The organism is Halorussus salilacus (assembly GCF_024138125.1).
Lineage (GTDB): Archaea > Halobacteriota > Halobacteria > Halobacteriales > Haladaptataceae > Halorussus > Halorussus salilacus.
In genome coordinates, this window is record NZ_CP099993.1 from 110,696 (window position 1) to 133,092 (window position 22,397).

The window sequence follows — 22,397 nt, forward strand, 5'->3', positions numbered from 1 at the left end:
ATGCAAAACATTCAAGCATCGGGAGTGTGAGTCCGAAACGACTGGTGACGCCCCGTGAGCGAAAACGACGCCCCCGACGACCAAGCCCCCGACGCCGACGAGCGCCGCCCGTCGGCCGACGGCCCGGCGTCCCGTGACGACGTGACGGACCCGACCGACGTCCGCTGGGTCGGCCCGGCGACCGCGGCGGTGCTGGAGGACGCCGAGTTCGACGCGACAGCCATTCCGGACAAGTCCGTCTCCTACGAGATGCTCGTCGACGCGGGCGTGAACCCCGGCGTCGCCACCCGCCTGCGAAAGGAGCACTCGCTCCACTGGTCGTTCGGCGGGAGCGACGAGAGCGACGATTCGCTCGAACAGCGCTCCGAGAAGGTTCGGGGCCTGCAGGACGGCGAGCGCGCGTGGGTCGCCGCGAGCAGTGGCGACTGGGAGTCGGCCGAACCCGAGACGACCGAGACCACCGACGGCGACTGGACCCCGACCGGCAGGGCCTCGACCGACGGCAGCGGCGCGGCCGAGGCCGCCGAGGCCGCGTGGCGCGAGCGGAGCAAGCCCGACCCGATAACCGACGTGCCCGGCGTCGACGAGGAGATCGCCGAGGTGCTGGCGGAGGCTGGCGTCACCTCCGTCCGGAGCCTCGCGACCGCAGACCCCGAACACGTCGCCGACTCGCTCGAACTCGACCCCGACCGGGTCACGGAGTGGCGCGACGCCGCGCGCGACCTCGCGTGAGATCGCACGTTCTGCGAAGTCTCAGCCGTCCGTAGCGACGCCGCCGCGCGGTCGGCCCCGCCCGCGGGCGGGGCCGACCGCGCCGGCGTGCGCGCGTGTCGCGACTCCGAGGTCGAGGGGGTTCCGATGGGGCCGAAATTAACTACATCTGTAGTATTTTTACTGGAACTAGAAACTCCGAATTCGGAGCCTAGAGGGCCTGATACCGACATATTCTGAAACTGGGGTTCGCGGTTCTGACCAGTAAACTCTTATGTGAGCTAGTCGGATTTGGAAACGATGATTCCGCTCGACAGCTCCCCGGTAACGCGCGACGGGAAGTCGCTCATCCTCGCCTACGACCACGGACTGGAGCACGGCCCCTCGGCCGACTTCGGTTCGGTGCCCGAGACGCTCGACCCCGAGAAGATATTCGACATCGGGACCCACGACGCGGTCACGGCGCTGGCGGTCCAGAAGGGCGTCGCCGAGACCTACTACCCCTCCTACGACGACGACGTGAACCTGCTGGCGAAGCTCAACGGGACGAGCAACCTCTGGATGGGCGAGCCCCACTCCCCGCAGAACTGGTCGGTCGAGTACGCCGCGGAACTCGGTGCCGACGCTGTCGGCTACACGGTCTACTCCGGGTCGAACAACGAGAAGGACATGTACGAGGACTTCCGCGACGTTCAGGAGGAGGCCCACAGCGAGTACGACCTCCCGGTCGTCATGTGGTCGTACCCCCGCGGGCAGGGGCTGAAGAACGACACCAAAGAGAGCGTCATCGCGTACGCGACCCGCATCGCGCTCGAAATCGGTGCCGACATGGCGAAGGTCAAGTACCCCGGTAGCAGGGAGTCGATGGAGTGGGCCGTCCGGTCGGCGGGCGACATGCCGGTCGTGATGAGCGGCGGGTCGAAGGTCAGCGACTACGAGTTCCTCTCCAGCGTCGAGGCCGTGATGGACGCGGGCGGGTCGGGCCTCGCGGTCGGCCGCAACGTCTGGCAACGCGACGACCCCGAGGCCATCCTCGACGCGCTGGAGAAGGTCATCTTCGAGGACGCGACCGCCGACGAAGCCCTCGACGGATGAGCGACGCCCACGCCGACACCGACGCCGACCCGGTCTCGCGAGTCATCGAGACGGTCGCCCGCACCGCGCCCGAGATTCGGGGCGGGCTCGCGGGTCGCCGCCGGAAGGCCGACGAGCAGAACCCCAGCGGCGAGACCCAACTGGCCGCCGACGTGTGGGCCGACCGACTCCTCGAAGAGCGGCTCACCGCCATCGAGGGCGTCGGCCAGTTCGCCAGCGAGGAGCGCGAGGCGGTCGTCGACGCTGGCGAAGGTGCACTCGCGGTCGCGGTCGACCCCCTCGACGGCTCGTCGAACCTCGTGTCGAACAACTCGATGGGCACCGTGGTCGGCGTGTACGACGCCGACCTCCCCGCGAGAGGCCGCGACCTCGTGGCGTCGGCCTACGTCCTCTACGGCCCCATCACGACGATGGTGGTCGCCCGCGACGGCGAGGTCACCGAGTACGTGATCGAGGGCGACGAGCGGCGCGCGGTCGGCGAGGACCTGACTCTGCCCGACGACCCCACCGTCTACGGCTTCGGCGGCCGGGTCCCCGACTGGACCGACCGGTTCGCCGAGTACGCCCGCGAGATAGAGCGCGAGCTCAAGCTCCGGTACGGCGGCGCGATGATCGGCGACGTGAATCAGGTGCTGACGTACGGCGGGGTGTTCGCCTACCCCGAACTCGAATCCCGGCCGGAGGGCAAGCTACGCCTCCAGTTCGAGGCCAACCCCATCGCCCACATCGTGGAGTCGGCGGGCGGCGCGTCCTCGAACGGCGCGGAGTCGCTGCTCGACGCCGACCCCGAGGGACTCCACCAGCGGACGCCGATGTACGTCGGGAATGCCGACCTCGTCGAGCGACTGGAGTCTGCGTTCCGGTAGCCCGCCCCGACGCCCTCCCGGTCGGACGCGCTGGTGCGAATCGCCGCCCGACACCCGATTTTATATCAGCGCGCTAACTACGTTCTGGCATGAGCGATTCCGGCGTCCGACTGCACAACGGCGTTCGGGGGGCCTCCTCCGGAGTCGTCGAGTACGGACTCCTCGCCGCCCTCCTGGTGGCGCTGGCGGTGTCCCAACACCTCCTCTCCGGACTCGCGCGGGCCGTCGCCGACCTGCATCCGTACCGCATCGACGCGCAGGTGTTCGGAACCGCGGTCTACGCCGTGGTCGGGGGAACGGTCGCCGGAATCGGGTACCTCGCGTACCGCGAGTCGCGCGAGGAACCGCGCCTCGACTCCGACGAACGGATTCGGGTCGCGCTGGCGTGCGGGCTGTTGTTCGTGGTCGGTGTCTACACCGCGCTCGGGGCCGCCGACGCGAGCGCCGTCGCGCCCGGTCGGTACCTGCTCGGGCCGCTTCTGGTCTCGGTCGCGGGGATGGGACTGCCCGCGGTCGCGTACCTCCGCGTGTGGGGCGACCGACTCCGGTTCGAACCGCCGGACCGGTCCACGCTCCCGACGGTGGCGGGCGCGGTCCTGATACCGCTACTGCTCGCAGTGGCGCTGTGGGCGGTCGCCCGGTTCGCTCCCGGATTCCCGTCGAGTTGGCTCCTCGGCCCGGAGTACGCGGGGTCGGCGCCGGGCTGGGCGGTCGTCTCGCGCGCGGCGGTCGGGTCGGCGTTCGGCGCGTTCGGGACCGCGGTCACCTTTCACGGCGCGGTTCAAGAGACCCTCCGCGACCACGCCGGGCCGACCGCAGCGGTCGCTGGCGTGACGGTCCTCGTCGCGGTCTACCGCGTGGCGTTCGCGCGGTTGCCCCGGGTCGAGGGCGTGGCCGCGCTGGGTGGCGTGGTCGTCGCGGGTGCGCTCGTCGCGGCGGTCGCCGCGCTCGCGGTCGGCGTCTGGCGGGCGCTCGGCGAGCGTATCGTGAACGGCGGTCTCACCGCCGCGGCCGGATTCGGAATCGTCGCGGTCGTGCTCCTGCTCGGCGGGGCGGGACTCGCGCTCGAATCGCCGGGCGGGGCGTTCGTCGGCTACGCGCTCGGCCACGCGGTCACCGTGGGGGTCGCTGCGGTCGCCTACGAGCGCACCCGCTCGGTCTGGGTTCCGGTCGCCGCGCTCGCATCGTTCTCGGCGGCGTTCGAAGTCGCGGCGTCCCTGTGAGGGTCCGACGACCCGGCGACTCGGCGGCCCGCGGGCGGGCCGCCGAGTCGCCGGGCGTCGCTACGCCTCGCCCAATCCCCAGTCGTCGTCGCTGACGCGCTCGGTCAGTAGCTCCCGGTCGCCGTCGGCGAGCAGGCGGAACGCGAACCCGCCGTCGTCGCGCGCCACGTCCAGATTGAGCGTGGTCACGTCGGCAGTGGTCTGCCTGCGGCGCTCGTCGGAGTCGCCCTCCCCGCGGGGGGCGAGTCCGTGGTCGCGGTAGTCGATGTACACCGACTCCTCGATGGTCCCGCCGTCGTTGTACACGTCCCCGGTGATTCCCGCTCGCTCGTCGCCCTCGCTCACGACGAGCGTGTACGTCACCATCGACATGGGCCACGATTGGTCGGCGAGTCGGTTGAGTCTGTGGGCCGGTCTCGCGGCGTCGGCGACGAGCTGGGACTCGATTCGTCGTCGAACGGTTGGGGAGCGCCGACCTACGCTCGGTGGTACGGCTCGCGCGCGATGGTCTCGCGGACGTCGCCCACCGTCTCGCGGTCGGAGTCACCGGCGAGCGCGCCGATGACCGCGTGGACCTCCTCGCGCGAGACCTTGATGCTGGCGTCCCGGACCGCGTCGCGCGGTCGGTCGCGGACCTCCCGGAGGGTGCCGACCGCGAGCAGGTAGGGGATGGCCCACGCCGAGAGCGTGTTGCCGCCCTCCAGCGGGACCGATTCGAGGTACGTCTGGGAGTCGCCGAGGTAGCTCCGCGCGCGGTCGGCGGTCCGGCGCACGACCGCCGCGACCCCCGCCTCGTTCTCGGGGGCGGTCACCTTCTCGGGCGAGACGCCCTCCGACCGCAACCACGTCGCGGGCAGGTAGACGTTGTTCTCCTCGCGGTAGTCGTCGCGGACGTCCTTGGCGATGTTCACCAGCTGGAGCAGGCGACCGAACGACTCGGCGCACTCGTAGAGGCGGCGCTCGCCGACGCCCTCGACGCCGTTCCGGGTGGCGAGGTTGGTGATGAGTTCGCCGACGGTCCCGGCGACGTAGTGGCAGTACTCCTCGAGTTCGTCGATGGTCTGGATGCGCAGGCCCCCCTCGTCGGCGTAGCGCTCGACGAACAGCCCCATCCCGGAGACGAGTTCGCGGACCGGCCCGCGGACGGCCTCCCGGACGTCGGTCGGCTGGGCGTCGAACGCCCGGAACACCCTGTCGGCCTCCGCGACGACCCGCCAGTCGTCGTCGCGCTCCTCGGGCGCGGGAAGCCACGGCTCGACCTCCTCCAAGAACGTCTCGATGGTCGTCGGGTCGTCGGGGTCGAGCACCCGGTCGTACAGTTCCAGCAGTCGCACCTGCTCGTCGGCGGGAATGTGCCCGGCGTCCTCGACGGTGTCCGGGACGCGACACAGGAGATACCCCACGCAGATGGCCGACTTCATCGGCTCTTCCAACACGTCGATAGTGATCGCGAACGTTCGGGAGACGCCGCGGACGGCCCGGAAACACCAGTCCATCTCGGCGTCCGCCGTACGCTCGCTGGGCGGCTCCGTATCCATTGACTTTCGCACCCTTAGTGCTGAACACAGAAAAACTTGAGCAAAGCAGACGGCTCGAACCGCCGTGGCCGGGGCGTCCGACACCCGTTCGGGCCGAACGCTTATTCGCGTCGGCCCGCTCTAGCCCACACATGATTCCGACCCCGAAGGACGCCGCGAAGGTGCTCGCTGGCAGACCCCTCGACGTTCGCAGGGACAGGCTCAACGTCGTGTCGTTGCTGGCGCAGGCCGCCATCGCGTTCCGGAACGGCAACCCCCAGAAGGCGTTCCTCTACCTCGGCGCGGCCAGCGTCGCGCCGCGGTACCCGGGGCTGTCGTGGGCGGTGCAGGGCGCGGTCGCGGCCAACGACGTTCGCAAACGGCTGATGTAGGCGGAAAGCCGACGCTACTGGCGACTCGCGGCCGGTGACACGGACCACGGGAGTCGGCCGGTGACACACTCCACCGAGAATCGCCCGGTGACACACTCCACCGAGAATCGCCCGGTGACATTAACCCCGGGGTGGGACTGAAAGGGGCCGCCCGCTCGCGGCCGTAGGCCGTGGTCGTCTGACCGACCCCTATCCGCGGCGGGCGTTGCGGAGAGCCGCGGATATGTCGGTCAGCGACCGCGAGCGGGCGGGGGCTTTCGAGGCTGAATTCACGGTGACTGTTCCTCCGTGGCGTAGCGAGCGGGCGGGGGCTTTCGAGGCTGAATCCACAGTGACTGTTCCTCCGTGGCGTAGCGAGCGGGGGCTTTCGAGGCTGAATTCACGGTCACTTCCCCTCAGTTACTCTCGAATTCACCATCACAAATCCGAAAAGTTCCCGAGAGGGTTCGACGCGAAGGGAAAACTACAGGGCGCGTCCGGCGCAACTTTTGCCCATGGACTTCAGCCTCTCGACCGAGCAGTCCCAGATACGCGACATGGTCGCGGAGTTCGCCGACGAGGAGATCAAGCCCCGCGCCGAGGAGATAGACGAGTCCGACGAGTTCCCCGCCGACCTCGTCGACCAGATGGCCGACCTCGGCCTGATGGGGATGCCGTTCCCCGAGGAGTACGGCGGTGCGGGCCTCGATTACCACTCGTACGCCATCGGGCTGGAGGAGATATCGCGGGGGTCGGGCGGGCTGGGAACCATCGTCGCGGCCCACACCAGCCTCGCGGGCAACATGCTCTACGAGTTCGGCGACGAGGACCAGAAGCAGGAGTACCTCACGCCGCTGAACCGCGGGGAGGACATCGGCGCGTTCGCGCTCTCGGAGCCCGGCGCGGGGTCGGACGTGCCCGCGATGGAGACCACCGCGGAGAAGGACGGCGACGAGTACGTCCTGAACGGCAACAAGCTCTGGATTTCGAACGGCTCGGTCGCCGACACCGTCACGGTCTTCGCGAAGACCGACCCCGAAGCGGGCAACAGGGGCATCTCGTCGTTCGTCGTCCGGCCCGAGGAGGACGAGGGCTTCCACGTCGAGGGCACCGAGCACAAGCTCGGCGACAAGGGGTGTCCGACCGCGGAACTGCGGTTCGACGACATGCGAATTCCCGAAGAGCGCCTGCTCGGCGAGGAGGGCCGCGGGTTCGTCCACGCGCTCAAGACCCTCAACGGCGGGCGAATCACCATCGCGGCGCGCTCCATCGGCCTCGCGCGCGCGGCGCTGGAGGACTCGCTGGAGTACGCGCAGGACCGCGAACAGTTCGACCAGCCCATCTCGGAGTTCCAGACCATCCAGCACAAGCTGGCCGACATGGACACCAAGGTCCAGGCCGCCAAGATGCTGATGCACCGCGCCGCCGACCGCAAGATGCGCGGCGAGGACTTCATCAAGCACGCCGCCCAGGCCAAGCTCTACGCCTCCGAAATCAGTCGGGAGGTCGCGAACGAGGGCATCCAGATCCACGGCGGCTACGGCTACACGACCGACTTCGACGTCGAGCGGTACTACCGGGACGCCAAGCTCAACGAGATCTACGAGGGGACCAGCGAGGTGCTTCGGAACACCATCGCGAACGAGCTGTTGGACTGAGGGCGGGTTCTCCTCGACCGACTCACGTCACTCGTCCCCCACCCTCCCGCGCAACCACTCGAAGTGCTCCTCGACCCGGCGCTCGCCCGGCTCGGTCAGCGCGTAGGCGTCGTGGATGCCCTCGGTGCGCTTCTCGACGAAACCCTGCTCGACGAGCGCATCCATCGCGCCGTAGAACGACCGCGAGTCGATGCGAGAGTCGTAGTGGTCTTCGAGCGCGGTCCTGAGTCGCTGGCCGCGCAGCGGTCCCTCGTCGTACAGCAGGGCGCAGAGGTCGCGGCGTCGGCCGCTCTGGAGCCATCTGGTCATGCGAGGAACGTCCCGCCGCGAGAATACGACGTTTGCGCTTCGGGCGCGAAAAGAAGGTGGTTCGAGCGGGCGTTCGACCGCTCGGCTCAGGTGTTGTCTAGCATCCCGCGAACGTCGTCCTCGGACATCGACTTGTCGTGGACCGCTCGGGCGTGGATTTGGACGAAGTCGACCATCTCGTCCTCGTTCTCCGAGGTGATCTCGAAGTCGCAGTCCATTCCCTGCTCTCGGCAGGACATGTGCTTTGGCATTTGTTGTCAACCCCCAGTCCGAATGGCACGCCGGAGTGCATAAAGCTACCGTGGCCCTTCCCGGGGGGTCCGAGTCGCGACCCGACCGGAACGAATCGGTAGCTTCGACTGGCGGGGGTCCGAACCCCCAGCCATGACCGAGAAGACCGCGGACGGAATCACCGCCCGTTACTTCGAGCGCGACGGCGAGCGCGTCCTCGCGTTCGACGGCCCGAGCGGAGCGACTGCGGCCGTCGCCCAGAACGTCGAGGGGTACGCGATGCTGAAGGTCCGGCCGACCGCCGACGGCGACGAACTCGAACGCTACTACGGGTTCGACATGGCGCTCGACCACGTCGGGGAACTCCTCGGGGTCGCGCCCGGCGACCTCCCGGTGCCCGACGAGGCCGCCGACATGGGGATGTGACCGTCTGAAGCCGCGAGGAGGGTCACGAGAGCATCTGTTCGGCTTCCTCTATCGAGTCGGCGGACATGCCCTCGTAGCCGACCTTCCGAGACCGGCGCTTGAACGCGTTCTCGACCACGGTACTCGTGTCCTCGTCGACGATGCGAACGACGCGGTCGACCCCGAGTTCCATCAATTCGGCCTGTGCTTCCTTGATGGCCTCCGCGGATTCGGGGTTCGGCGGTGAGAACCCCGAAAGGTCGTTGACGATGTCGAACCCCTCGCGGAGCCGTTCGGCCTCGGCGACCGCCTCGCGTGCGGCCGCTTGGAGCCGGTCTTCACCGAGCCTTCCGGTGAGTTCGAGATACAGTCGGTTCTCTTTCGGGTCGGCCGATACGTCGTAGGAGCCTGTTTTCAAATCGTCCACGCGTACATATTATCCGACACACATAAACATATTGTGTATTACTAGTCGTGTAGGCGGGACCGACGACCGGAGGACAACATCTATCCGGCGGGCGACCCCATCTTCTTCCATGACAGATTACACTACCGTCTCGATTCCGAAGGACCTCGCCGACCGCGTCGAGGAGACCATCGAGGGCACAAGCTTCTCGTCGACGAGCGACCTCGTCCGGTTCCTGCTCCGGAGCATCGTCATCCAGCACCAGAAGGAGGGCAAACTCACGGAGGCGGAGTTCGAGGAGATAACGGGTCAGCTCCGCGAACTCGGCTATCTGGAGTGATCAGACCAGCGACTCGCCGGGGGGTTCGGCGTCCAGCAACTCCAGGGGCTGGCGGCGACCCGACCGGTCGAACGCCGCGACCGACGACTCGTCCCACGGCGGCACCGCGACCAGCATCGCCTCGTGGAGGTCGTCGGTCTTCGAGACGCCGAGGTCGCCCCTCGGGTGGGAGATGAACCGGCCCTGAGTCTGTCCGGCGGGAATCGAGAGGTCGACCCCGAACACCGCGGTTATCGAGTTCCCGGCGTCGGGCGGGTAGAAGTGGGTGAACACCGACGCATCCGACGGCGCGTCGGCCTCTCCGTGGAGTTCCGCGGCGGGGGTGACCGCCAGCGAGACGTTCAGCGCGTCCGGTTCGGCCTCCGCCGCGAGGTCGAGTAGCGCGGCCACCAGTCCCCGAGTCGCGTACACCACGCCGAGCTATTGGGGCTTTCCGCGCTTAAGAGCATCGTCCCGTTCGAGCCGTAGACCTCCGCCGCGAGTCGAGCGCTCGATGCGGTCGCGTATCTCGACCGGTCCGACGTACTGCCGAACGAGAGCGTCACCGACGGCTCACCTCGTTCCGGCCGACGAGCTCTCGGACGGAAGGCATGTCCTGTCGTTTCCATCGCTTTCGCAAAAAATTATCGGCCATCGAGGGAGACGACTGGAGGGATATGAGGCTACACCGGTAAGAGCATCCGGAAGTTTCGAGCGAACAGGGTCGGCGCTCGGCGGCGTGCGCCGCCGAGCGCGTCGTCGAGCGCGCGGGCGGCGTCGTCGAGCGCGCCCGGTCCGTGGCCGACCAGCACCCGGTCGGGTCGCAGGCCCCGGAGCACAGACGGCGGGAAGAGTCGCATCATCGGGTGGACGCCGAGCCGCTCGTCGTCGGTGGTGAAGTAGGGCGCGTTGCCGACGCTCTCGGGTACGAGGAGCGTCCCCTCGTCTTCGTCGTAGAGCGCGCCCTCCTCCCAGCCGAAGCGGTCGAAGACCCTCAGCAGGCGGTAGTCGGTGCCGGGGAGCGTCTCGTCGAACCGCCGGACTTCCGCCGAGAGGTCGGGGGCGCGGTCGAACCACGCGGGGACGTAGACCGGCACGTCGTGGCGCTGTGCGAGTTCGTCGGCGTCCCGGTAGTGGCGGTTCAGCAGGACGACGACGCCCGCCACCTCGCCGAACTCCGCGAACAGGTCGTCGACGCCGGGGGCGTCGACGGGGTCGACGACCCACACCTCGTCGTCGACCGCGAGGGCGTGACTCGCCCGCAACATCGCTTCGTCCGGGTGGGCGATCCAGCCGACACCGCCTTCCCAGCGGTCGATCACGTCGTAGTCGGTCGCGGGTCGGGTCCGTTTCATCGGCATGTCCGGACCTACGGACCCGACTCACAAAATGTTCGGGTTCGGAGGGGCGGGGTCTCGCCCTCTCTCGACCCCGGTTTTAAGCGCCGGGCGCGCGTAGCCGGGAGCGATGCTCTCGGGGCTCCGCTGGCTGGCGCTCGAAGCGAAGTACCTCGACCGCGCCCGGTCGTTCTACGAGACCCACCTCGACCTGTCGGTGGCCCGCGAGCGCGACGGCGAGGTGGTCTTCGACGCCGGGGACGCCGCCCTCGTCCTCCGGGAACCCGGCGCGGTGCCCCGCGGCGGGGTCCACACCCACTACGCGTTCGCCGCGCCGCCGGACCGCTACGACGCGTGGCGCGAGCGCCTGAGCCCGGAGTTCGACCTCACGGAGTTCGACTTCGGCGGGTCGCGGTCGCTGTACTTCTACGACCCCGACGGCAACTGCGTCGAGATCGGCGGCGTCGGCGAGGGCGACGACCCCATCTCGGGCGTGTTCGAGATCGTGCTGGAGGTCGAGGACCTCGCGCGCGCGGAGTCGTTCTACACCGACCTCGGGTTCGAGCCGACCGACCGCGGCGACCGACGGCGACGGGTCCGACTCGGCGGCCCGGTCGACCTCGAACTCTGGGAGCCACAGCTCGGCATCGCCGACGCCCGCGGCGGCCTCCACGTCGACGTGGGATTCGCGGCCGAGGACCCGGAGGCGGCGGCCGACGCGGTCGCCGACCGGGCCTGTTCGGTCGAGGAAGTCGAGGACCCAGACCGGGAGGCCGTGCGCGTGCGCGACCCGGACGGTCACTACCTGACGTTCGGATGATTCGTCCGTCGCGCGGAAATCGGGGGCCGGGATTACTCCCCGAACCGTGCGTGGCGCGAGTCGTCGGCCTCGAACAGGTAGAGCCCGACCGCGCAGAAGGCGAGGCTGAGGACCCCCGTGAACAGACCGAGTTCCAGGAACTGCGCACCCGTCAACACCCAGACGACGCCGAGCGCCAGCACGAATCCGACGCCGACGACGTAGAGGATGGCCGCCCAGAACCGGGTGAAGAAGACCGCGACAAGTGTGGCGAACCCGCCCGCCGCGACGAAGAACGGCGAGTGCGCCGCAACGAACCCGAGGTAGACGTGAATCCCGGCGAGCGACCCCAGCAACGCTACGGCGGCCCACTGGAGGCCGGACCACGCTCGCACGTCGGCGACGACTCGGGGCCTGCGTTCGGTCGCTGTCATCGGTTCCCGAACGCAACGACGCCGCGACAGTCAACGTTTTCGGTCGTTCGGACGGCCGGACAGTCGGTCGTTCGGCCGGGCGGACGCTCGGGCAACGAGTTCGCACCCGGCCTACTCGTCGGCCGGAACGGGCGTCTTCACCACGGTCACGGGGCGCTCGGCCATGCGAGCGACGCGCTCGGCGACGCTCCCGAGTAGTCGGCGGTACTCGCCCGAGCGGTTCTTCGACCCGACCACGGTGAGGCCGATGTCGGCCTCGTCGGCGTACGCGAGTATCTCCTCGTGGGGGACGCCGTGGCGAATCGCGGTGCGGGTCTCGACGCCGGACTCGGCCGCGGTCTCGGCGATCTCCTCGACCGCGTCGCGGCCCGCCCGTTCGAGGGCGGTTTCGAGGCCCTCGAACTCGTGGACGTACTCGTCGCCGGGGTAGGAGCTGTACGCGTCGGCGTCGACGACGTAGAGGACGTGGAGGTCGGCGTCGTAGCGGTCGGCGGCGTCGATGGCGTGTTCGATGGCGCGGTCGACGCCGGGGCTCATGTCGGTCGGGAGCAGGATGCTGTCGTACATACCCGATAGTTCGTCGCGGGCCACCAAAGAAATCAGGTCGGTTACCGGAAATCGGGAACCGGAGAAAGAGACTTCCCGTTTCGATGCGAACGCCGGGCGACACGGCCCCCTTCAGAGTCGGTCGGAGTCGACGTGCACGTCGGCGGGCGTCACGAGCAGGAACTCCCGGAAGTGAACGAGGTTCCCGCCCCGCTCCTTGACGCGCGGCGCGAGGTCGGCCGCCAGCTCCGGCAGGTCGCCCTCGACCGCCAGCACCAGCACGTCGCCGCGCTCGACGACCCGGAACCACTCGGTGTCGTCGGTCGTCCCGTCGAGCACCCCGAGGACGATTCGGCGGTCGGTCCCCTCGCCGTCGCCGCCGTCGCCGTCCTCGGCCGATTCTATCTCCCGTTCGACCGCGTTGAGGTCGAGGTCGAAACCACTGCTCATACCCGCTCGCTCGCACTCGCGAACAAAAACTCTTCGCTCCGAGAACGTTGATAATCGACCATTTTAAATAATCGGCCGCAACATATATTAATAAGCTTTCTATTGCACCTTTTTAGACAGTTTCAATGCGACGGGCGTCATCGTGGTTAGTGTACCCATGGCACACAGAAAGGCACCCGACACGATGGCAGAGTTCCTCGAAGAGCACCCGCGGATGATGGGCGCGCTGTTCACGATCTGCCTGCTGATGATGCAGGCGGGGAACGTGATGGCGAATGCGCAATCTACGACGAATGGACCCTGACTCAAAGGTTCTCTACCAGTAATTCGTCGCTCCAGTAAAGCGTCTTATCGATCTCTACTGGCATAGCTTCTAGTTTAAGGAACTCTTGGAGTTCCGAAGCCGAAACCCGAAACTTTCGTCCACTTCCGGATGCTAAATGACGAATAGGGGTCTCACGGATGTTAGGCGTACACATCGACCCTAGACCGAATTTCGGAGTCAACGATTCTCGTATTTTAACTTGAAACACGGACTCATCTGCTCGTTCGACTTGCAGATATGTCGGACACCCGCTCTCGCTCTGACACAGCGTCATCCCGCCATCCCCCACAGTCGTGTACTGGTACGCGGAAGGCGTGGTGTCCTTGACGATGGACAGCGCCACGCGGAGCGGGAACCCGCAGTTGAGCAGGCGCGCGAGGGTCTGACCGATGTCGGTGGCGACGCTGTTGGCGACCTCCGCGAGCGTGACGACGCCGCCGTAGCTTCCGGCCTCGACGAGCGCCTCGCCCTGCGCGTACGACCGGCAGGCGTTGAGGACGAACGACTTGACCGCCACCTCCGAGAGCGAGCGCGCGTCGAGGTGGCCGTCGGGACACCGCATCCCCTGGTCGTCGACGTGGCCGATGTAGTGGAGGAAGTCGGCGGGGGTCGCCAGCACCTCCCGGAGCTCGTCGGTCGTCAGTTCGTAGTGGACCGACACGTCGAACCGCAGGAGGTCCCGGAGGCCGTAGAGCTCCTCGACGAGGCCCTCCTCCTTCATGCGCTCGTCGTTGCAGACCACATGTATCTCGATGCTTGTCTTGTCCGGAGGCGCGCGCTCGATTCGCCGCCGGTAGGAGTCGATGGTGGCCTTGTTGGCACCGAGCGGGAACCCCTCGCCGACCCACGCGTGCTCTATCGTCTCGGCGGGTTCGGGGTTGAATATCTCGCCCTGCGCGGGCGGCGACGCGCTGGATTCGGTCGTGCTCCGAGTGAAGTCGGCGGGGTCGCTCCCGGCGACCCCGCCGTCCGTGCGCGGGGGTCGGCTCCGGAAGAACTCGTCGAGGGGTTCGGGCGCGGGGCTGACCGACGCCGCGGTCGGGTCGCGCGGGCACCGCACCAGCGCGAGTTCGTTCGCCACGAACGGGAGCACCTCGGCGTTGTCGGGAATCGCCATCACGTCGGTCGTGAGGTTCCAGTCCGGGACGTGGTCGGCGACCGTCTCGAAGTCGACCGAGAGGTAGGCGTCGAGGCGCTCGGCCAGCGACGCGTCGTACAGCGCCGCGAAGTCGAGGTCGAGGAGGGGTTCGACCGCGCGGCGCTCGTGGAGGTCGACCTGATAGTAGCCCTCGGTGCGGGTCACGCAGTCGAAGAAGAACGTCTGGCGGAGGACCCGCCCGACCGTTCGCTCGTAGCCCAGCGGGCCGTCGAGGGGGTACTCGAACCCCTCGTCGGTGACGAGTCGGGGCTCCTCGCCGGGCACGACTGCCGCGCCGAGGTAGTACGCCAGCGACGCCGCGGGGTAGACGTACTCGTAGTCGGCGGGGAGTTCGAGCCGGACGCCCGTCTCGGGCCGCGAGATTCCCTCCGGCGCGTCGAACTCGTCGCCGACCTCTATCAGCGGCGGGTGACCGCGTAGCGTCGGGAAGCTACGCTCGGGCGAGGTGGTCTTGAGCGCCGACCCGAGCAGGGAGATGGCGTCCATCGCGCCGACCGGGTCGGCGGTCGTCGTGACGGTTCCGGCGGGTCGGTCGTGGAACGACCGCGCGCCCACCCTGACCTCGGTGACCTCCTCGAACGCGACGGTGACGGTGGTCTCGTCGTGGCGCACCTCGATAGCGCTCTCGACCGACAGGTAGAGCTTCATCGGCGCGGTGCTGAGCTCGACGTTGTACGCGCCGGGCGCGAGCGACCGGTTGACGTGGTCGGCGTTGTCGGCCACGAGGTCGCCGTCCTGCGTGCGGACGAGTACGTTCGCGAGCTTCGGTACGACGAGCGCGTCGGTCTCGACCGCGACCGCCGAGTCGACCGGGAAGTAGAACTCGTCGGTGTCCGTCGGCGTCGGGTCGACGGGCGCGGGGGTGTAGAGCGCGAAGCGGGCGCTCTCGATGGGGTCGGTTATCTCGATACCGTCTCGGTTCGGGGCGTTCGTGAACGTGGGGTCCATTGCTCACCTCACAGGCGTACCCAGTCGGTCGTCTGGTCGTGCCGGGGGACGTGCCAGCGTTGCTCGGTCGGGAGACCGTCGCGCTTGCGGAGTTCGATGCGGGCGTCGAACAGCGGCGAGAGTCGGTCGACGAGGTCGTCGTCGTCGGGCCGCGGCAGGTGGTAGTGGGCCATGCCGCGTACCCCGCGTACCATCGCGGAGACGCTGCGGACGAACCTCGTGACGGCGTCGGGGCCGTGTTCGTGGGCAAGCCACCCGAGCGACGACACCGACAGTCGTAGCTCCGAGGGGCCCAGGTCGTCTGTCGCGCCGTCGAAGTAGTCGATGGCGATCACGAGTTCCTCGCGCAACTGGGCGAGTCCGTCGTCGTCTCCGGGCGTCGGCAGGTCGACCTCGCCCGACTCGGCCGCGCGCGGCACCGACCGTCGGTGGGCGCGCTGGTCGACGACCCACACGTCCGACCCCGTGGCATCGACGCCCGCCGGGAGTCGCTCGTCGACCGCGCGCCCGCCCGAGTCGGCGAGCGCGACGATCCGTTTTCGGTCTTCGTCCGGCGCGCCGAGCAGGGTCCGCGTCGCCTGCTCGGTCACGTCCTCCGACACCGCGCCCGTCACCAGGAGATTGCACCCGTCCTGCTTGAGCCTTGTTAACACCTCCCTAAACTCGCGAGTCGAACCGTCCCCGCGAGTCGTTGCCCGCTCGAATGGCATCTCGACTCACACCACACAGTCGATGAAAATAAAATTTTGTGTCTGACTGTACCTGAACCAACAGTTTCTCGGGGGCGCTACCGGCGCGAGCGCACCACCGAGTTACGGGACCCGTCCTCGCGGAGCGAATCGACGCCGACGACGGTGGGGACCGACGCGGTCAGTCCTGCCGGTACTCGCGCTTGAAGCCGCGGAACTCGGTTCGGTGGGCCTCCTCGTCGCCGAGGATGGTCACCGCGATGTCCTCGGTGACGGGGTCCTCGTCGCCCGCGGCCGTGATGAGCGAGCGGTACGTCTCGATGGCGTCCTCCTCGGCGTCGAGGACCCCTTCGATGACCGACAGTACGTCGGTGCTGTCCTCCGGAGGCTGGAGGCTCTCCTGGTGGGCCTCGAAGTCGTAGGAGGCGGGCGGGCGCTCGTCGAGTTGCTTGAGGCGGTTGCCGAGCATCTCGGCGTGACCGAGTTCCTCCTGAATGTCGACTTCGAGGCTCTCTTTGACCTCTTCGGCGCTCACGCCGTCGAGGATGATGGAGTTCGTGAGATAGTTCATCACGGTCTCGATCTCGTCGCTGTACGCCTTCTTGAGCAGTTGCGTGACCTCGTCGTTCGTCATGACGTTCGAGTATTCGGCCCCCAACCCCGTTATCGTTGTGGTGGCCCGACTTGCCTCGGGCCGGACCCGCGCCCGACTTCGCTTGCGCCGCTCGGGTCTCGGAACGAACGGTCGCGTCGCGGGCGGCGCTCGTCCGAGCGCCGCCTCGATATAAGGACGTATAATGTCTTCCCCCGAGTCTCAGGACGTTGGTGTCCGTCGGTTTCGTCCGGAGTGGCCGTCGAATTGACGTGTCAGCTTGGTCTCTCGGTCTGTCTCAGCGGTAGGCTTAAATACGAGAGTGGCCCCACGACGGAGTACGATGTCCGACAACGACATGCACTCGTCCGGTACCAGCCGGGCGGGTCGAGTTCTTCGAGGGTACGTTAGCTACCACTGCTGAAATCGAGTCCGCGCGGGTCTTCGACACGACCCTGCGGGACGGGGAACAGGCACCGCGCACCTCATTCTCGTACGACGAGAAGCGGGCGATTGCTGGGACCTTGGACGACATGGGCACTCACGTCATCGAGGCGGGGTTCCCGGTCAACTCCGACGCCGAGTTCGAGGCCGTCAGCGACATCGCCGCGAGCACCACCGCGACCACCTGCGGGCTGGCCCGCGTGGTCGAGGGCGACGTGGAGGCCGCGCTCGACTCCGGCGTCGAGATGGTCCACGTCTTCGCCTCGACCAGTGACGTCCAGATAGAAGACTCCATGCACGCCACCCGCGAGGAGGTCGTCGAGCGCTCGGTGAAGTCGGTCGAGCGCGTCAAGGAGGCGGGCGCGACCGCGATGTTCTCGCCGATGGACGCCACCCGGACCGACGAGGAGTACCTCGTCGAGGTCGTCGAGGCCGTCACCGAGGCGGGCGTCGACTGGATCAACATCCCCGACACCTGCGGGGTCGCCACCCCGACGCGGTTCGGGAAGTTGGTGGCGACCGTTCGCGAGCACACCGACGCCAGAATCGACGTTCACACCCACGACGACTTCGGGATGGCGTCGGCCAACGCGCTCGCCGGGTTCGAGGCCGGGGCCGACCAGGCGCAGGTCTCGGTCAACGGCATCGGCGAGCGCGCGGGCAACGCCGCCTACGAGGAGGTCGTGATGACGGTCGAGTCGGTGTACGGCGTCGATACCGGCATCGACACCACCCAGATCGCCGACCTCGCGCGGGCCGTCGAGGCCTACAGCGACGTGCCGGTACCGGCGAACAAGCCCGTCGTGGGCGACAACGCGTTCGCCCACGAGAGCGGCATCCACGCCGCGGGCGTCATCGAGAACTCCGATACGTTCGAACCCGGCGTGATGACCCCCGAGATGGTGGGTGCCGAGCGGGAGTTCGTGCTGGGCAAGCACACCGGCACCAACTCGGTCCGCAAGCGTCTGGAGGAATCGGGATTCGCCCCGACCGACGCCGAGGTCCGGGAGGTCACCCGCCGGGTCAAGGACTACGGCGCGGAGAAGAACCGCGTCACGGCCGCCGACCTCAAGCGGTTCGCCCGCGAGGTCGGGGTCGCCCGCGAGGAATCGGAGGTCAGAGCCTGATGGCGCGTCCCCGGTTCGCCGACGGTCGCCAGCCGCGGGTGTCGGCCCCGCGTCGGGTCGAAGCGCGCGGGTCGGTCCCGCGCGGGACCGACCCGCGCGCACCGGCTTCGGGTCGGACCGTCGCCGGTGTGTCGCGCCACCGAACCGACGCCGGTGTGTCGCACCACCGAACCGACGCCGGTGTGTCACGCCGACGCGGTTCGCGCAGCGGTTGCCAGCCGGGCAATCCTTATGTCCCTGCGGGTCGGTACGGAGTAGATACAGATGCGACGGTCGCTCACCCGGACGACGCTCGCCGATTCGGCGAGCGTCGCGGCCGTCGAGCGCGTGATTATCGTAGGGGCCTGAGCCCCTACAACACCACTTCTCCGACCCGCTGGTTCGCCGAACCGTCGCCGACGACTGAACCCACAGCACGCGCTCGACCGATGAACGCACCGAAGACACACGCACCGATAACCCCGCAGTATAGCACCCAGACCACCGAGGGGGTGGCCCGAACGTGAGCGAACGAGCGACTCGCGCGTTCGACGCCGCCGACCCAGAGGACCCCGACGCGGCCGACACCGACTCCGCCTCGGAGGACGCCGCCGACGCCGAGGCCGGGGGAGCCGAGACCGGCGCGCAGGCGGTCGTCGCCGCGCTCGAACGCGCGGGAGCCGAGACGCTGTTCGGCGTTCAGGGCGGGGCCATCATGCCCGTCTACGACGCCCTCTACGACTCGGAGTTGCACCACGTCATGATGGCCCACGAGCAGGCCGCCGCCCACGCCGCCGACGCCTACGGCGTCGTCTCGGGCACGCCCGGCGTCTGTCTCGCCACCTCCGGGCCGGGCGCGACCAACCTCGTGACCGGCATCGCCGACGCCAGCATGGACTCGGACCCGATGGTCGCGCTCACGGGGCAGGTCCCCACGAACTTCGTGGGCAACGACGCCTTCCAGGAGACCGACACCACCGGCGTGACCGCGCCCATCACCAAGACGAACTACTTCGCCGACCGGGCCGACACCGTCGGCGACACGGTGGGCGAGGCGTTCGCCTACGCCGAGGCGGGGCGACCCGGCCCGACCCTCGTGGACCTGCCGAAGGACGTGACCAACGCCGAGACGGGCGGAGGGTCCGGCGAACCGCCGCGCGCGGAGACGCCCGACACCTACGACCCGCGGACGGCGGCCGACGGCGACGCGGTCGCCGCGGCCGCCCGGACGCTCGAACGCGCCGAGAAGCCCGTGATTCTGGCGGGCGGCGGCGTCGTCAAGGGCGAGGCCAGCGACCGGCTCCGCGAGTTCGCGACCGAACACGAGATTCCGGTCGCCACGTCGATGCCCGCGGTGGGTTGCTTCCCCGAGGACCACGAGCTGGCGATGGAGATGGCTGGCATGCACGGCACCGGCTACGCCAACATGGCGACCACCCACTGCGACGTGATGCTCGCGGTCGGCACCCGGTTCGACGACCGACTGACCGGCGGCGTCGAGACGTTCGCGCCCGAGGCCGAACTCCTCCACGTCGACATCGACCCCGCGGAGATATCGAAGAACGTCGAGGCCGACGTTCCGCTGGTCGGCGACGCGGCCACGGTGCTGCAACAGGTCGACGAGGAGATGGACCGCTCGCCCGACTGCCCGGAGTGGCGCGAGCAGTGCCGGGCGTGGAAGCGCGAGTACCCGATGGACTACGCCACGCCCGAGGACGAACCGCTCAAGCCCCAGTTCGTGGTCGAGGCGTTCGACGAGGCGACCGACGACGACGCCATCGTCACCACGGGCGTCGGCCAGCACCAGATGTGGGCGGTCCAGTACTGGACGTACCGCGAGCCCCGGACGTGGGTGTCCTCCCACGGCCTCGGCACGATGGGCTACGGCCTGCCCGCGGCCATCGGCGCGAAGTTCGCTTGCGACGACCAGGACGTGGTCTGCTTCGAGGGCGACGGCTCGTTCCTGATGACGCTGCAGGAGCTCTCGGTCGCGGTCCGCGAGAACCTCGACATCACGGTCGCGGTCCTCAACAACGAGTACATCGGGATGGTCCGTCAGTGGCAGGACGCCTTCTTCGACGGGCGACACTCCGCCTCCGAGTACGAGTGGTGTCCGGAGTTCGGCCCGCTCGCCGAGGCGTTCGGCGCGAAGGGCTTCACCGTCTCGGAGTACGACGAGGTCGCCGACACGGTCGAGGCCGCGCTCGACTACGACGGCCCCTCGGTCGTCGACTTCCGCATCGACCCCGCGGAGAACGTCTACCCGATGGTCCCGAGCGGCGGGGCCAACGGCGAGTTCGCCTTATCGGAGGACCAGCTATGACGGGCGAACTGCGGGGGCCCGCCCCCGACGAGCGCCCACAGCCCGACGGGCGGCGCAACTCCCAGGGCACGCGCATCGACCCCGAAGTCGAGGCCGAGCAGGAGACCCGGACCGCGGTCGTCTCCGCGCTGGTCGAACACGAACCCGGCGTGCTGGCGAAGGTCTCGGGGCTGTTCTCCCGGCGGCAGTTCAACATCGAGAGCCTCACCGTGGGGCCGACCACCGTCGAGGGCAACGCCCGAATCACCCTCGTGGTCGAGGAGACCGACGCCGGAATCGACCAGGTCAAAAAGCAGGTCGCGAAGCTCCGGCCCGTGATTCAGGTGGGCGAACTCGGCGACGACGCGGTGCAGGCCGAGCTGGTCCTGCTGAAGGTCCGGGGCGAGGAACCGGACAAGGTCCACGCTATCACCCAGATGTACGAGGGCCAGACCCTCGACGCCGGGCCCCGGACCATCACGGTCCAGATCACCGGCGGGCAGGGGAAGATAGACGACGCGATAGACGCCTTCCGGCAGTTCGGCATCATCGAGATCGCCCGGACCGGACAGACCGCGCTGGCCCGCGGCGACACGCCCACCACGCCGGGCGAGGAGCCGGGTCACGAGAAGGCCAGCGACGAGCGACGAGCCGACGACGCGCCCGCGGGAACGTACGACGACTGACCCATCCACAGGAACTTACGATGACTGACGAATTCGACACCGACATCTACTACGACGACGACGCGAACAGCGCGCACATCGAGGACAAGACCGTGGCCGTGCTCGGCTACGGCAGTCAGGGCCACGCCCACGCCCAGAACCTCGCCGACAGCGGGGTCGACGTGGTGGTGGGCCTCCGGGAGGATTCCTCGTCCCGCGAGGCCGCCGAGGCCGACGGCCTCCGGGTCGGCACGCCGACCGAGGCCGCGAGCGCGGCCGACATCGTGTCGGTACTGGTCCCCGACACGGTCCAGCCCGCGGTCTACGCCGACATCGAAGGGGTTCTGGAGGCGGGCGACACCCTCCAGTTCGCCCACGGCTTCAACATCCACTTCGGCCAGATCGAACCGCCCGAGGACGTGGACGTGACGATGATCGCGCCCAAGTCGCCCGGCCACCTCGTGCGGCGCAACTACGAGAACGACGAGGGGACCCCCGGTCTGCTGGCGGTGTATCAGGACGCCACCGGCGAGGCCAAGCAGGAGGCGCTCGCCTACGGGAAGGCAATCGGTTGCACGCGGGCGGGCGTGGTCGAGACCACGTTCCGCGAGGAGACCGAGACCGACCTGTTCGGCGAGCAGGCCGTGCTGTGTGGCGGCATCACCGAACTCATCAAGCAGGGCTACGAGACGCTCGTCGACGCTGGCTACTCCAAGGAGATGGCGTACTTCGAGTGCCTCAACGAGATGAAGCTCATCGTGGACCTGATGTACGAGGGCGGGATGCGCGAGATGTGGGACTCGGTCTCGGACACCGCCGAGTACGGCGGGCTGACCAAGGGCCCCGAGATAATCGACGAGGGCGTCCGCGAGAACATGGACGAGGCGCTCGAAGCCGTCCAGAACGGCGAGTTCGCCCGCGAGTGGATCGCCGAGAACCAGACCGGCCGCCCGGTGTACCGCCAGCACAAGCAGCGCGACGTGAACCACGAGATAGAGGACGTAGGCGCGCGCCTTCGGGACCTATTCGCGTGGAGCGAGGCGCAACGCGCCTCGGAAGACGCGAGCGGTGAAACCGCGAGCGAGGCGGACGAGCAGGACGAATCGACCGAGGAGAACGACAAAGAGCGAGTGAGCGCAGATGACTGAAACCAAACCGACCCGACCGAACCGAGGACAGCCGACCGACCGAACCATGCGAGAAGTGTCCCACACCCACCCGTACACCGACCGCGGCGCGGTCAACCGCCCGTTCGAGCGCGGGCCGGTGGTCGCGGCCGACGGCGGACGACGAGAGGCCTACGACGAGGACGAGGAAGCGCCCGAGAACGAGGCCGACGAGGAGGAACCGACCGAGAAGATGAAGCACGTAGACCACACCCCGCCGCGGGACGCCGAGAGCGCGAACCGCGTCTTCGAGCGCGGCGGGGCCGAAGAACCGGTAGAGTCCGAAGAATGAGCGGCGTACGTGCGTTTTCGGGCGCAACGGCG

28 protein-coding genes are annotated in these 22,397 nt (G+C 68.4%); 15 read left to right on the top strand and 13 right to left on the bottom strand.

Going from position 1 to position 22,397, the window contains the following annotated elements:
• Nucleotides 1-54 precede the first annotated feature (54 nt).
• The 4 genes from NGM10_RS00610 (at nucleotide 55) to NGM10_RS00625 (ending at nucleotide 3,895) form a co-directional block, all read left to right on the top strand.
• Nucleotides 55-732 carry a DUF7409 domain-containing protein gene (locus tag NGM10_RS00610; RefSeq protein WP_253480676.1) on the top strand — a complete coding sequence of 226 codons (678 nt, stop codon included), beginning with the start codon at nucleotides 55-57 and terminating at the stop codon, nucleotides 730-732.
• A 279-nt stretch (nucleotides 733-1,011) separates the two neighbouring features.
• Nucleotides 1,012-1,806 carry a class I fructose-bisphosphate aldolase gene (locus NGM10_RS00615; protein ID WP_253480679.1) on the top strand — a complete coding sequence of 265 codons (795 nt, stop codon included), beginning with the start codon at nucleotides 1,012-1,014 and terminating at the stop codon, nucleotides 1,804-1,806.
• The gene (locus NGM10_RS00620) at nucleotides 1,803-2,672 is read left to right on the top strand and encodes a class 1 fructose-bisphosphatase (RefSeq protein ID WP_253480682.1); all 870 of its coding nucleotides are present in this window, start codon (nucleotides 1,803-1,805) and stop codon (nucleotides 2,670-2,672) included. Before NGM10_RS00615 ends, NGM10_RS00620 begins: the two co-directional genes overlap by 4 nt.
• A gap of 89 nt (nucleotides 2,673-2,761) precedes the next feature.
• Nucleotides 2,762-3,895, top strand: coding sequence for a hypothetical protein (locus tag NGM10_RS00625; protein ID WP_253480685.1), 1,134 nt, complete (start codon nucleotides 2,762-2,764; stop codon nucleotides 3,893-3,895).
• Between the two features lie 60 nt (nucleotides 3,896-3,955).
• Here the strand turns inward: NGM10_RS00625 and NGM10_RS00630 are convergent, their stop codons facing one another.
• Both NGM10_RS00630 and NGM10_RS00635 read right to left on the bottom strand, forming a co-directional pair.
• Nucleotides 3,956-4,267 (bottom strand): hypothetical protein, encoded by a 312-nt coding sequence (locus tag NGM10_RS00630; protein ID WP_253480688.1) that lies wholly within the window; start codon nucleotides 4,265-4,267, stop codon nucleotides 3,956-3,958.
• Nucleotides 4,268-4,371: 104 nt separating this feature from the next.
• Nucleotides 4,372-5,433: a phytoene/squalene synthase family protein gene (locus NGM10_RS00635; protein ID WP_253480691.1), complete on the bottom strand. Its 1,062-nt coding sequence runs from the start codon at nucleotides 5,431-5,433 to the stop codon at nucleotides 4,372-4,374.
• A gap of 131 nt (nucleotides 5,434-5,564) precedes the next feature.
• Between NGM10_RS00635 and NGM10_RS00640 the strand changes: the two genes are divergently transcribed.
• Both NGM10_RS00640 and NGM10_RS00645 read left to right on the top strand, forming a co-directional pair.
• A complete protein-coding gene (locus NGM10_RS00640; protein ID WP_253480694.1) occupies nucleotides 5,565-5,804 on the top strand; it encodes a hypothetical protein in 240 nt (79 codons plus the stop codon).
• A gap of 494 nt (nucleotides 5,805-6,298) precedes the next feature.
• Nucleotides 6,299-7,441: an acyl-CoA dehydrogenase gene (locus tag NGM10_RS00645; protein WP_253480697.1), complete on the top strand. Its 1,143-nt coding sequence runs from the start codon at nucleotides 6,299-6,301 to the stop codon at nucleotides 7,439-7,441.
• Nucleotides 7,442-7,468: 27 nt separating this feature from the next.
• On the opposite strand, the gene NGM10_RS00650 is transcribed toward NGM10_RS00645, so the two are convergent.
• Nucleotides 7,469-7,750, bottom strand: a complete 282-nt coding sequence (locus tag NGM10_RS00650; RefSeq protein WP_253480700.1) for a helix-turn-helix transcriptional regulator — start codon at nucleotides 7,748-7,750, stop codon at nucleotides 7,469-7,471.
• Between the two features lie 86 nt (nucleotides 7,751-7,836).
• Entirely contained in the window at nucleotides 7,837-8,001 is a 165-nt protein-coding gene (locus NGM10_RS00655) for a DUF1059 domain-containing protein (RefSeq protein WP_253480703.1), read from the bottom strand.
• 133 nt (nucleotides 8,002-8,134) lie between these two features.
• Here NGM10_RS00655 and NGM10_RS00660 point away from each other — a divergent pair, with 133 nt between their 5' ends.
• Nucleotides 8,135-8,407: a DUF7111 family protein gene (locus NGM10_RS00660; protein WP_253480707.1), complete on the top strand. Its 273-nt coding sequence runs from the start codon at nucleotides 8,135-8,137 to the stop codon at nucleotides 8,405-8,407.
• 22 nt (nucleotides 8,408-8,429) lie between these two features.
• Here NGM10_RS00660 and NGM10_RS00665 read toward each other — a convergent pair whose 3' ends face one another.
• Complete coding sequence (locus NGM10_RS00665; protein ID WP_253480710.1) at nucleotides 8,430-8,813, bottom strand: hypothetical protein; 384 nt, start codon at nucleotides 8,811-8,813, stop codon at nucleotides 8,430-8,432.
• Nucleotides 8,814-8,922: 109 nt separating this feature from the next.
• Here NGM10_RS00665 and NGM10_RS00670 point away from each other — a divergent pair, with 109 nt between their 5' ends.
• Nucleotides 8,923-9,132, top strand: a complete 210-nt coding sequence (locus NGM10_RS00670) for a ribbon-helix-helix domain-containing protein (protein WP_253480713.1) — start codon at nucleotides 8,923-8,925, stop codon at nucleotides 9,130-9,132.
• Here the strand turns inward: NGM10_RS00670 and NGM10_RS00675 are convergent, their stop codons facing one another.
• Together NGM10_RS00675 and NGM10_RS00680 are read right to left on the bottom strand one after the other, a co-directional pair.
• Nucleotides 9,133-9,546, bottom strand: a complete 414-nt coding sequence (locus NGM10_RS00675; RefSeq protein WP_253480716.1) for a JAB/MPN domain protein-containing protein — start codon at nucleotides 9,544-9,546, stop codon at nucleotides 9,133-9,135.
• A gap of 248 nt (nucleotides 9,547-9,794) precedes the next feature.
• The gene (locus NGM10_RS00680) at nucleotides 9,795-10,472 is read right to left on the bottom strand and encodes an MBL fold metallo-hydrolase (protein ID WP_253480719.1); all 678 of its coding nucleotides are present in this window, start codon (nucleotides 10,470-10,472) and stop codon (nucleotides 9,795-9,797) included.
• A 106-nt stretch (nucleotides 10,473-10,578) separates the two neighbouring features.
• Here NGM10_RS00680 and NGM10_RS00685 point away from each other — a divergent pair, with 106 nt between their 5' ends.
• Nucleotides 10,579-11,268, top strand: coding sequence for a VOC family protein (locus NGM10_RS00685; RefSeq protein WP_253480721.1), 690 nt, complete (start codon nucleotides 10,579-10,581; stop codon nucleotides 11,266-11,268).
• 32 nt (nucleotides 11,269-11,300) lie between these two features.
• Here NGM10_RS00685 and NGM10_RS00690 read toward each other — a convergent pair whose 3' ends face one another.
• The 3 genes from NGM10_RS00690 to NGM10_RS00700 form a co-directional block, all read right to left on the bottom strand.
• Entirely contained in the window at nucleotides 11,301-11,681 is a 381-nt protein-coding gene (locus NGM10_RS00690) for a hypothetical protein (RefSeq protein ID WP_253480723.1), read from the bottom strand.
• A 111-nt stretch (nucleotides 11,682-11,792) separates the two neighbouring features.
• Complete coding sequence (locus NGM10_RS00695; RefSeq protein WP_253480725.1) at nucleotides 11,793-12,248, bottom strand: universal stress protein; 456 nt, start codon at nucleotides 12,246-12,248, stop codon at nucleotides 11,793-11,795.
• A gap of 111 nt (nucleotides 12,249-12,359) precedes the next feature.
• Entirely contained in the window at nucleotides 12,360-12,677 is a 318-nt protein-coding gene (locus tag NGM10_RS00700; protein WP_253480727.1) for a DUF5779 family protein, read from the bottom strand.
• A 157-nt stretch (nucleotides 12,678-12,834) separates the two neighbouring features.
• On the opposite strand from NGM10_RS00700, the gene NGM10_RS00705 reads away from it, so the two are divergent.
• Complete coding sequence (locus NGM10_RS00705) at nucleotides 12,835-12,981, top strand: DUF7503 family protein (protein ID WP_253480729.1); 147 nt, start codon at nucleotides 12,835-12,837, stop codon at nucleotides 12,979-12,981.
• A 1-nt stretch (nucleotide 12,982) separates the two neighbouring features.
• Here NGM10_RS00705 and NGM10_RS00710 read toward each other — a convergent pair whose 3' ends face one another.
• The 3 genes from NGM10_RS00710 to NGM10_RS00720 form a co-directional block, all read right to left on the bottom strand.
• On the bottom strand, nucleotides 12,983-15,109 hold the full coding sequence (locus NGM10_RS00710) for a hypothetical protein (protein WP_253480732.1): 2,127 nt from the start codon (nucleotides 15,107-15,109) through the stop codon (nucleotides 12,983-12,985).
• An 8-nt stretch (nucleotides 15,110-15,117) separates the two neighbouring features.
• Complete coding sequence (locus NGM10_RS00715; protein WP_253480735.1) at nucleotides 15,118-15,762, bottom strand: DUF7504 family protein; 645 nt, start codon at nucleotides 15,760-15,762, stop codon at nucleotides 15,118-15,120.
• 217 nt (nucleotides 15,763-15,979) lie between these two features.
• Nucleotides 15,980-16,432, bottom strand: a complete 453-nt coding sequence (locus tag NGM10_RS00720) for a ferritin-like domain-containing protein (protein ID WP_253480738.1) — start codon at nucleotides 16,430-16,432, stop codon at nucleotides 15,980-15,982.
• A 272-nt stretch (nucleotides 16,433-16,704) separates the two neighbouring features.
• On the opposite strand from NGM10_RS00720, the gene NGM10_RS00725 reads away from it, so the two are divergent.
• The 5 genes from NGM10_RS00725 (at nucleotide 16,705) to NGM10_RS00745 (ending at nucleotide 22,365) form a co-directional block, all read left to right on the top strand.
• Nucleotides 16,705-17,961, top strand: coding sequence for a LeuA family protein (locus tag NGM10_RS00725; RefSeq protein ID WP_368408678.1), 1,257 nt, complete (start codon nucleotides 16,705-16,707; stop codon nucleotides 17,959-17,961).
• A gap of 502 nt (nucleotides 17,962-18,463) precedes the next feature.
• A complete protein-coding gene (gene ilvB, locus NGM10_RS00730; protein WP_253480740.1) occupies nucleotides 18,464-20,263 on the top strand; it encodes a biosynthetic-type acetolactate synthase large subunit in 1,800 nt (599 codons plus the stop codon).
• Nucleotides 20,260-20,928 (top strand): acetolactate synthase small subunit, encoded by a 669-nt coding sequence (gene ilvN / locus NGM10_RS00735; protein ID WP_253480743.1) that lies wholly within the window; start codon nucleotides 20,260-20,262, stop codon nucleotides 20,926-20,928. The genes ilvB and ilvN overlap by 4 nt, the downstream gene beginning before the upstream one ends.
• Before the next feature lie 20 nt (nucleotides 20,929-20,948).
• Nucleotides 20,949-22,055, top strand: coding sequence for a ketol-acid reductoisomerase (gene ilvC / locus NGM10_RS00740; protein WP_253480746.1), 1,107 nt, complete (start codon nucleotides 20,949-20,951; stop codon nucleotides 22,053-22,055).
• Complete coding sequence (locus NGM10_RS00745) at nucleotides 22,048-22,365, top strand: DUF7989 family protein (RefSeq protein ID WP_497007315.1); 318 nt, start codon at nucleotides 22,048-22,050, stop codon at nucleotides 22,363-22,365. The genes ilvC and NGM10_RS00745 overlap by 8 nt, the downstream gene beginning before the upstream one ends.
• Nucleotides 22,366-22,397 lie beyond the last annotated feature (32 nt).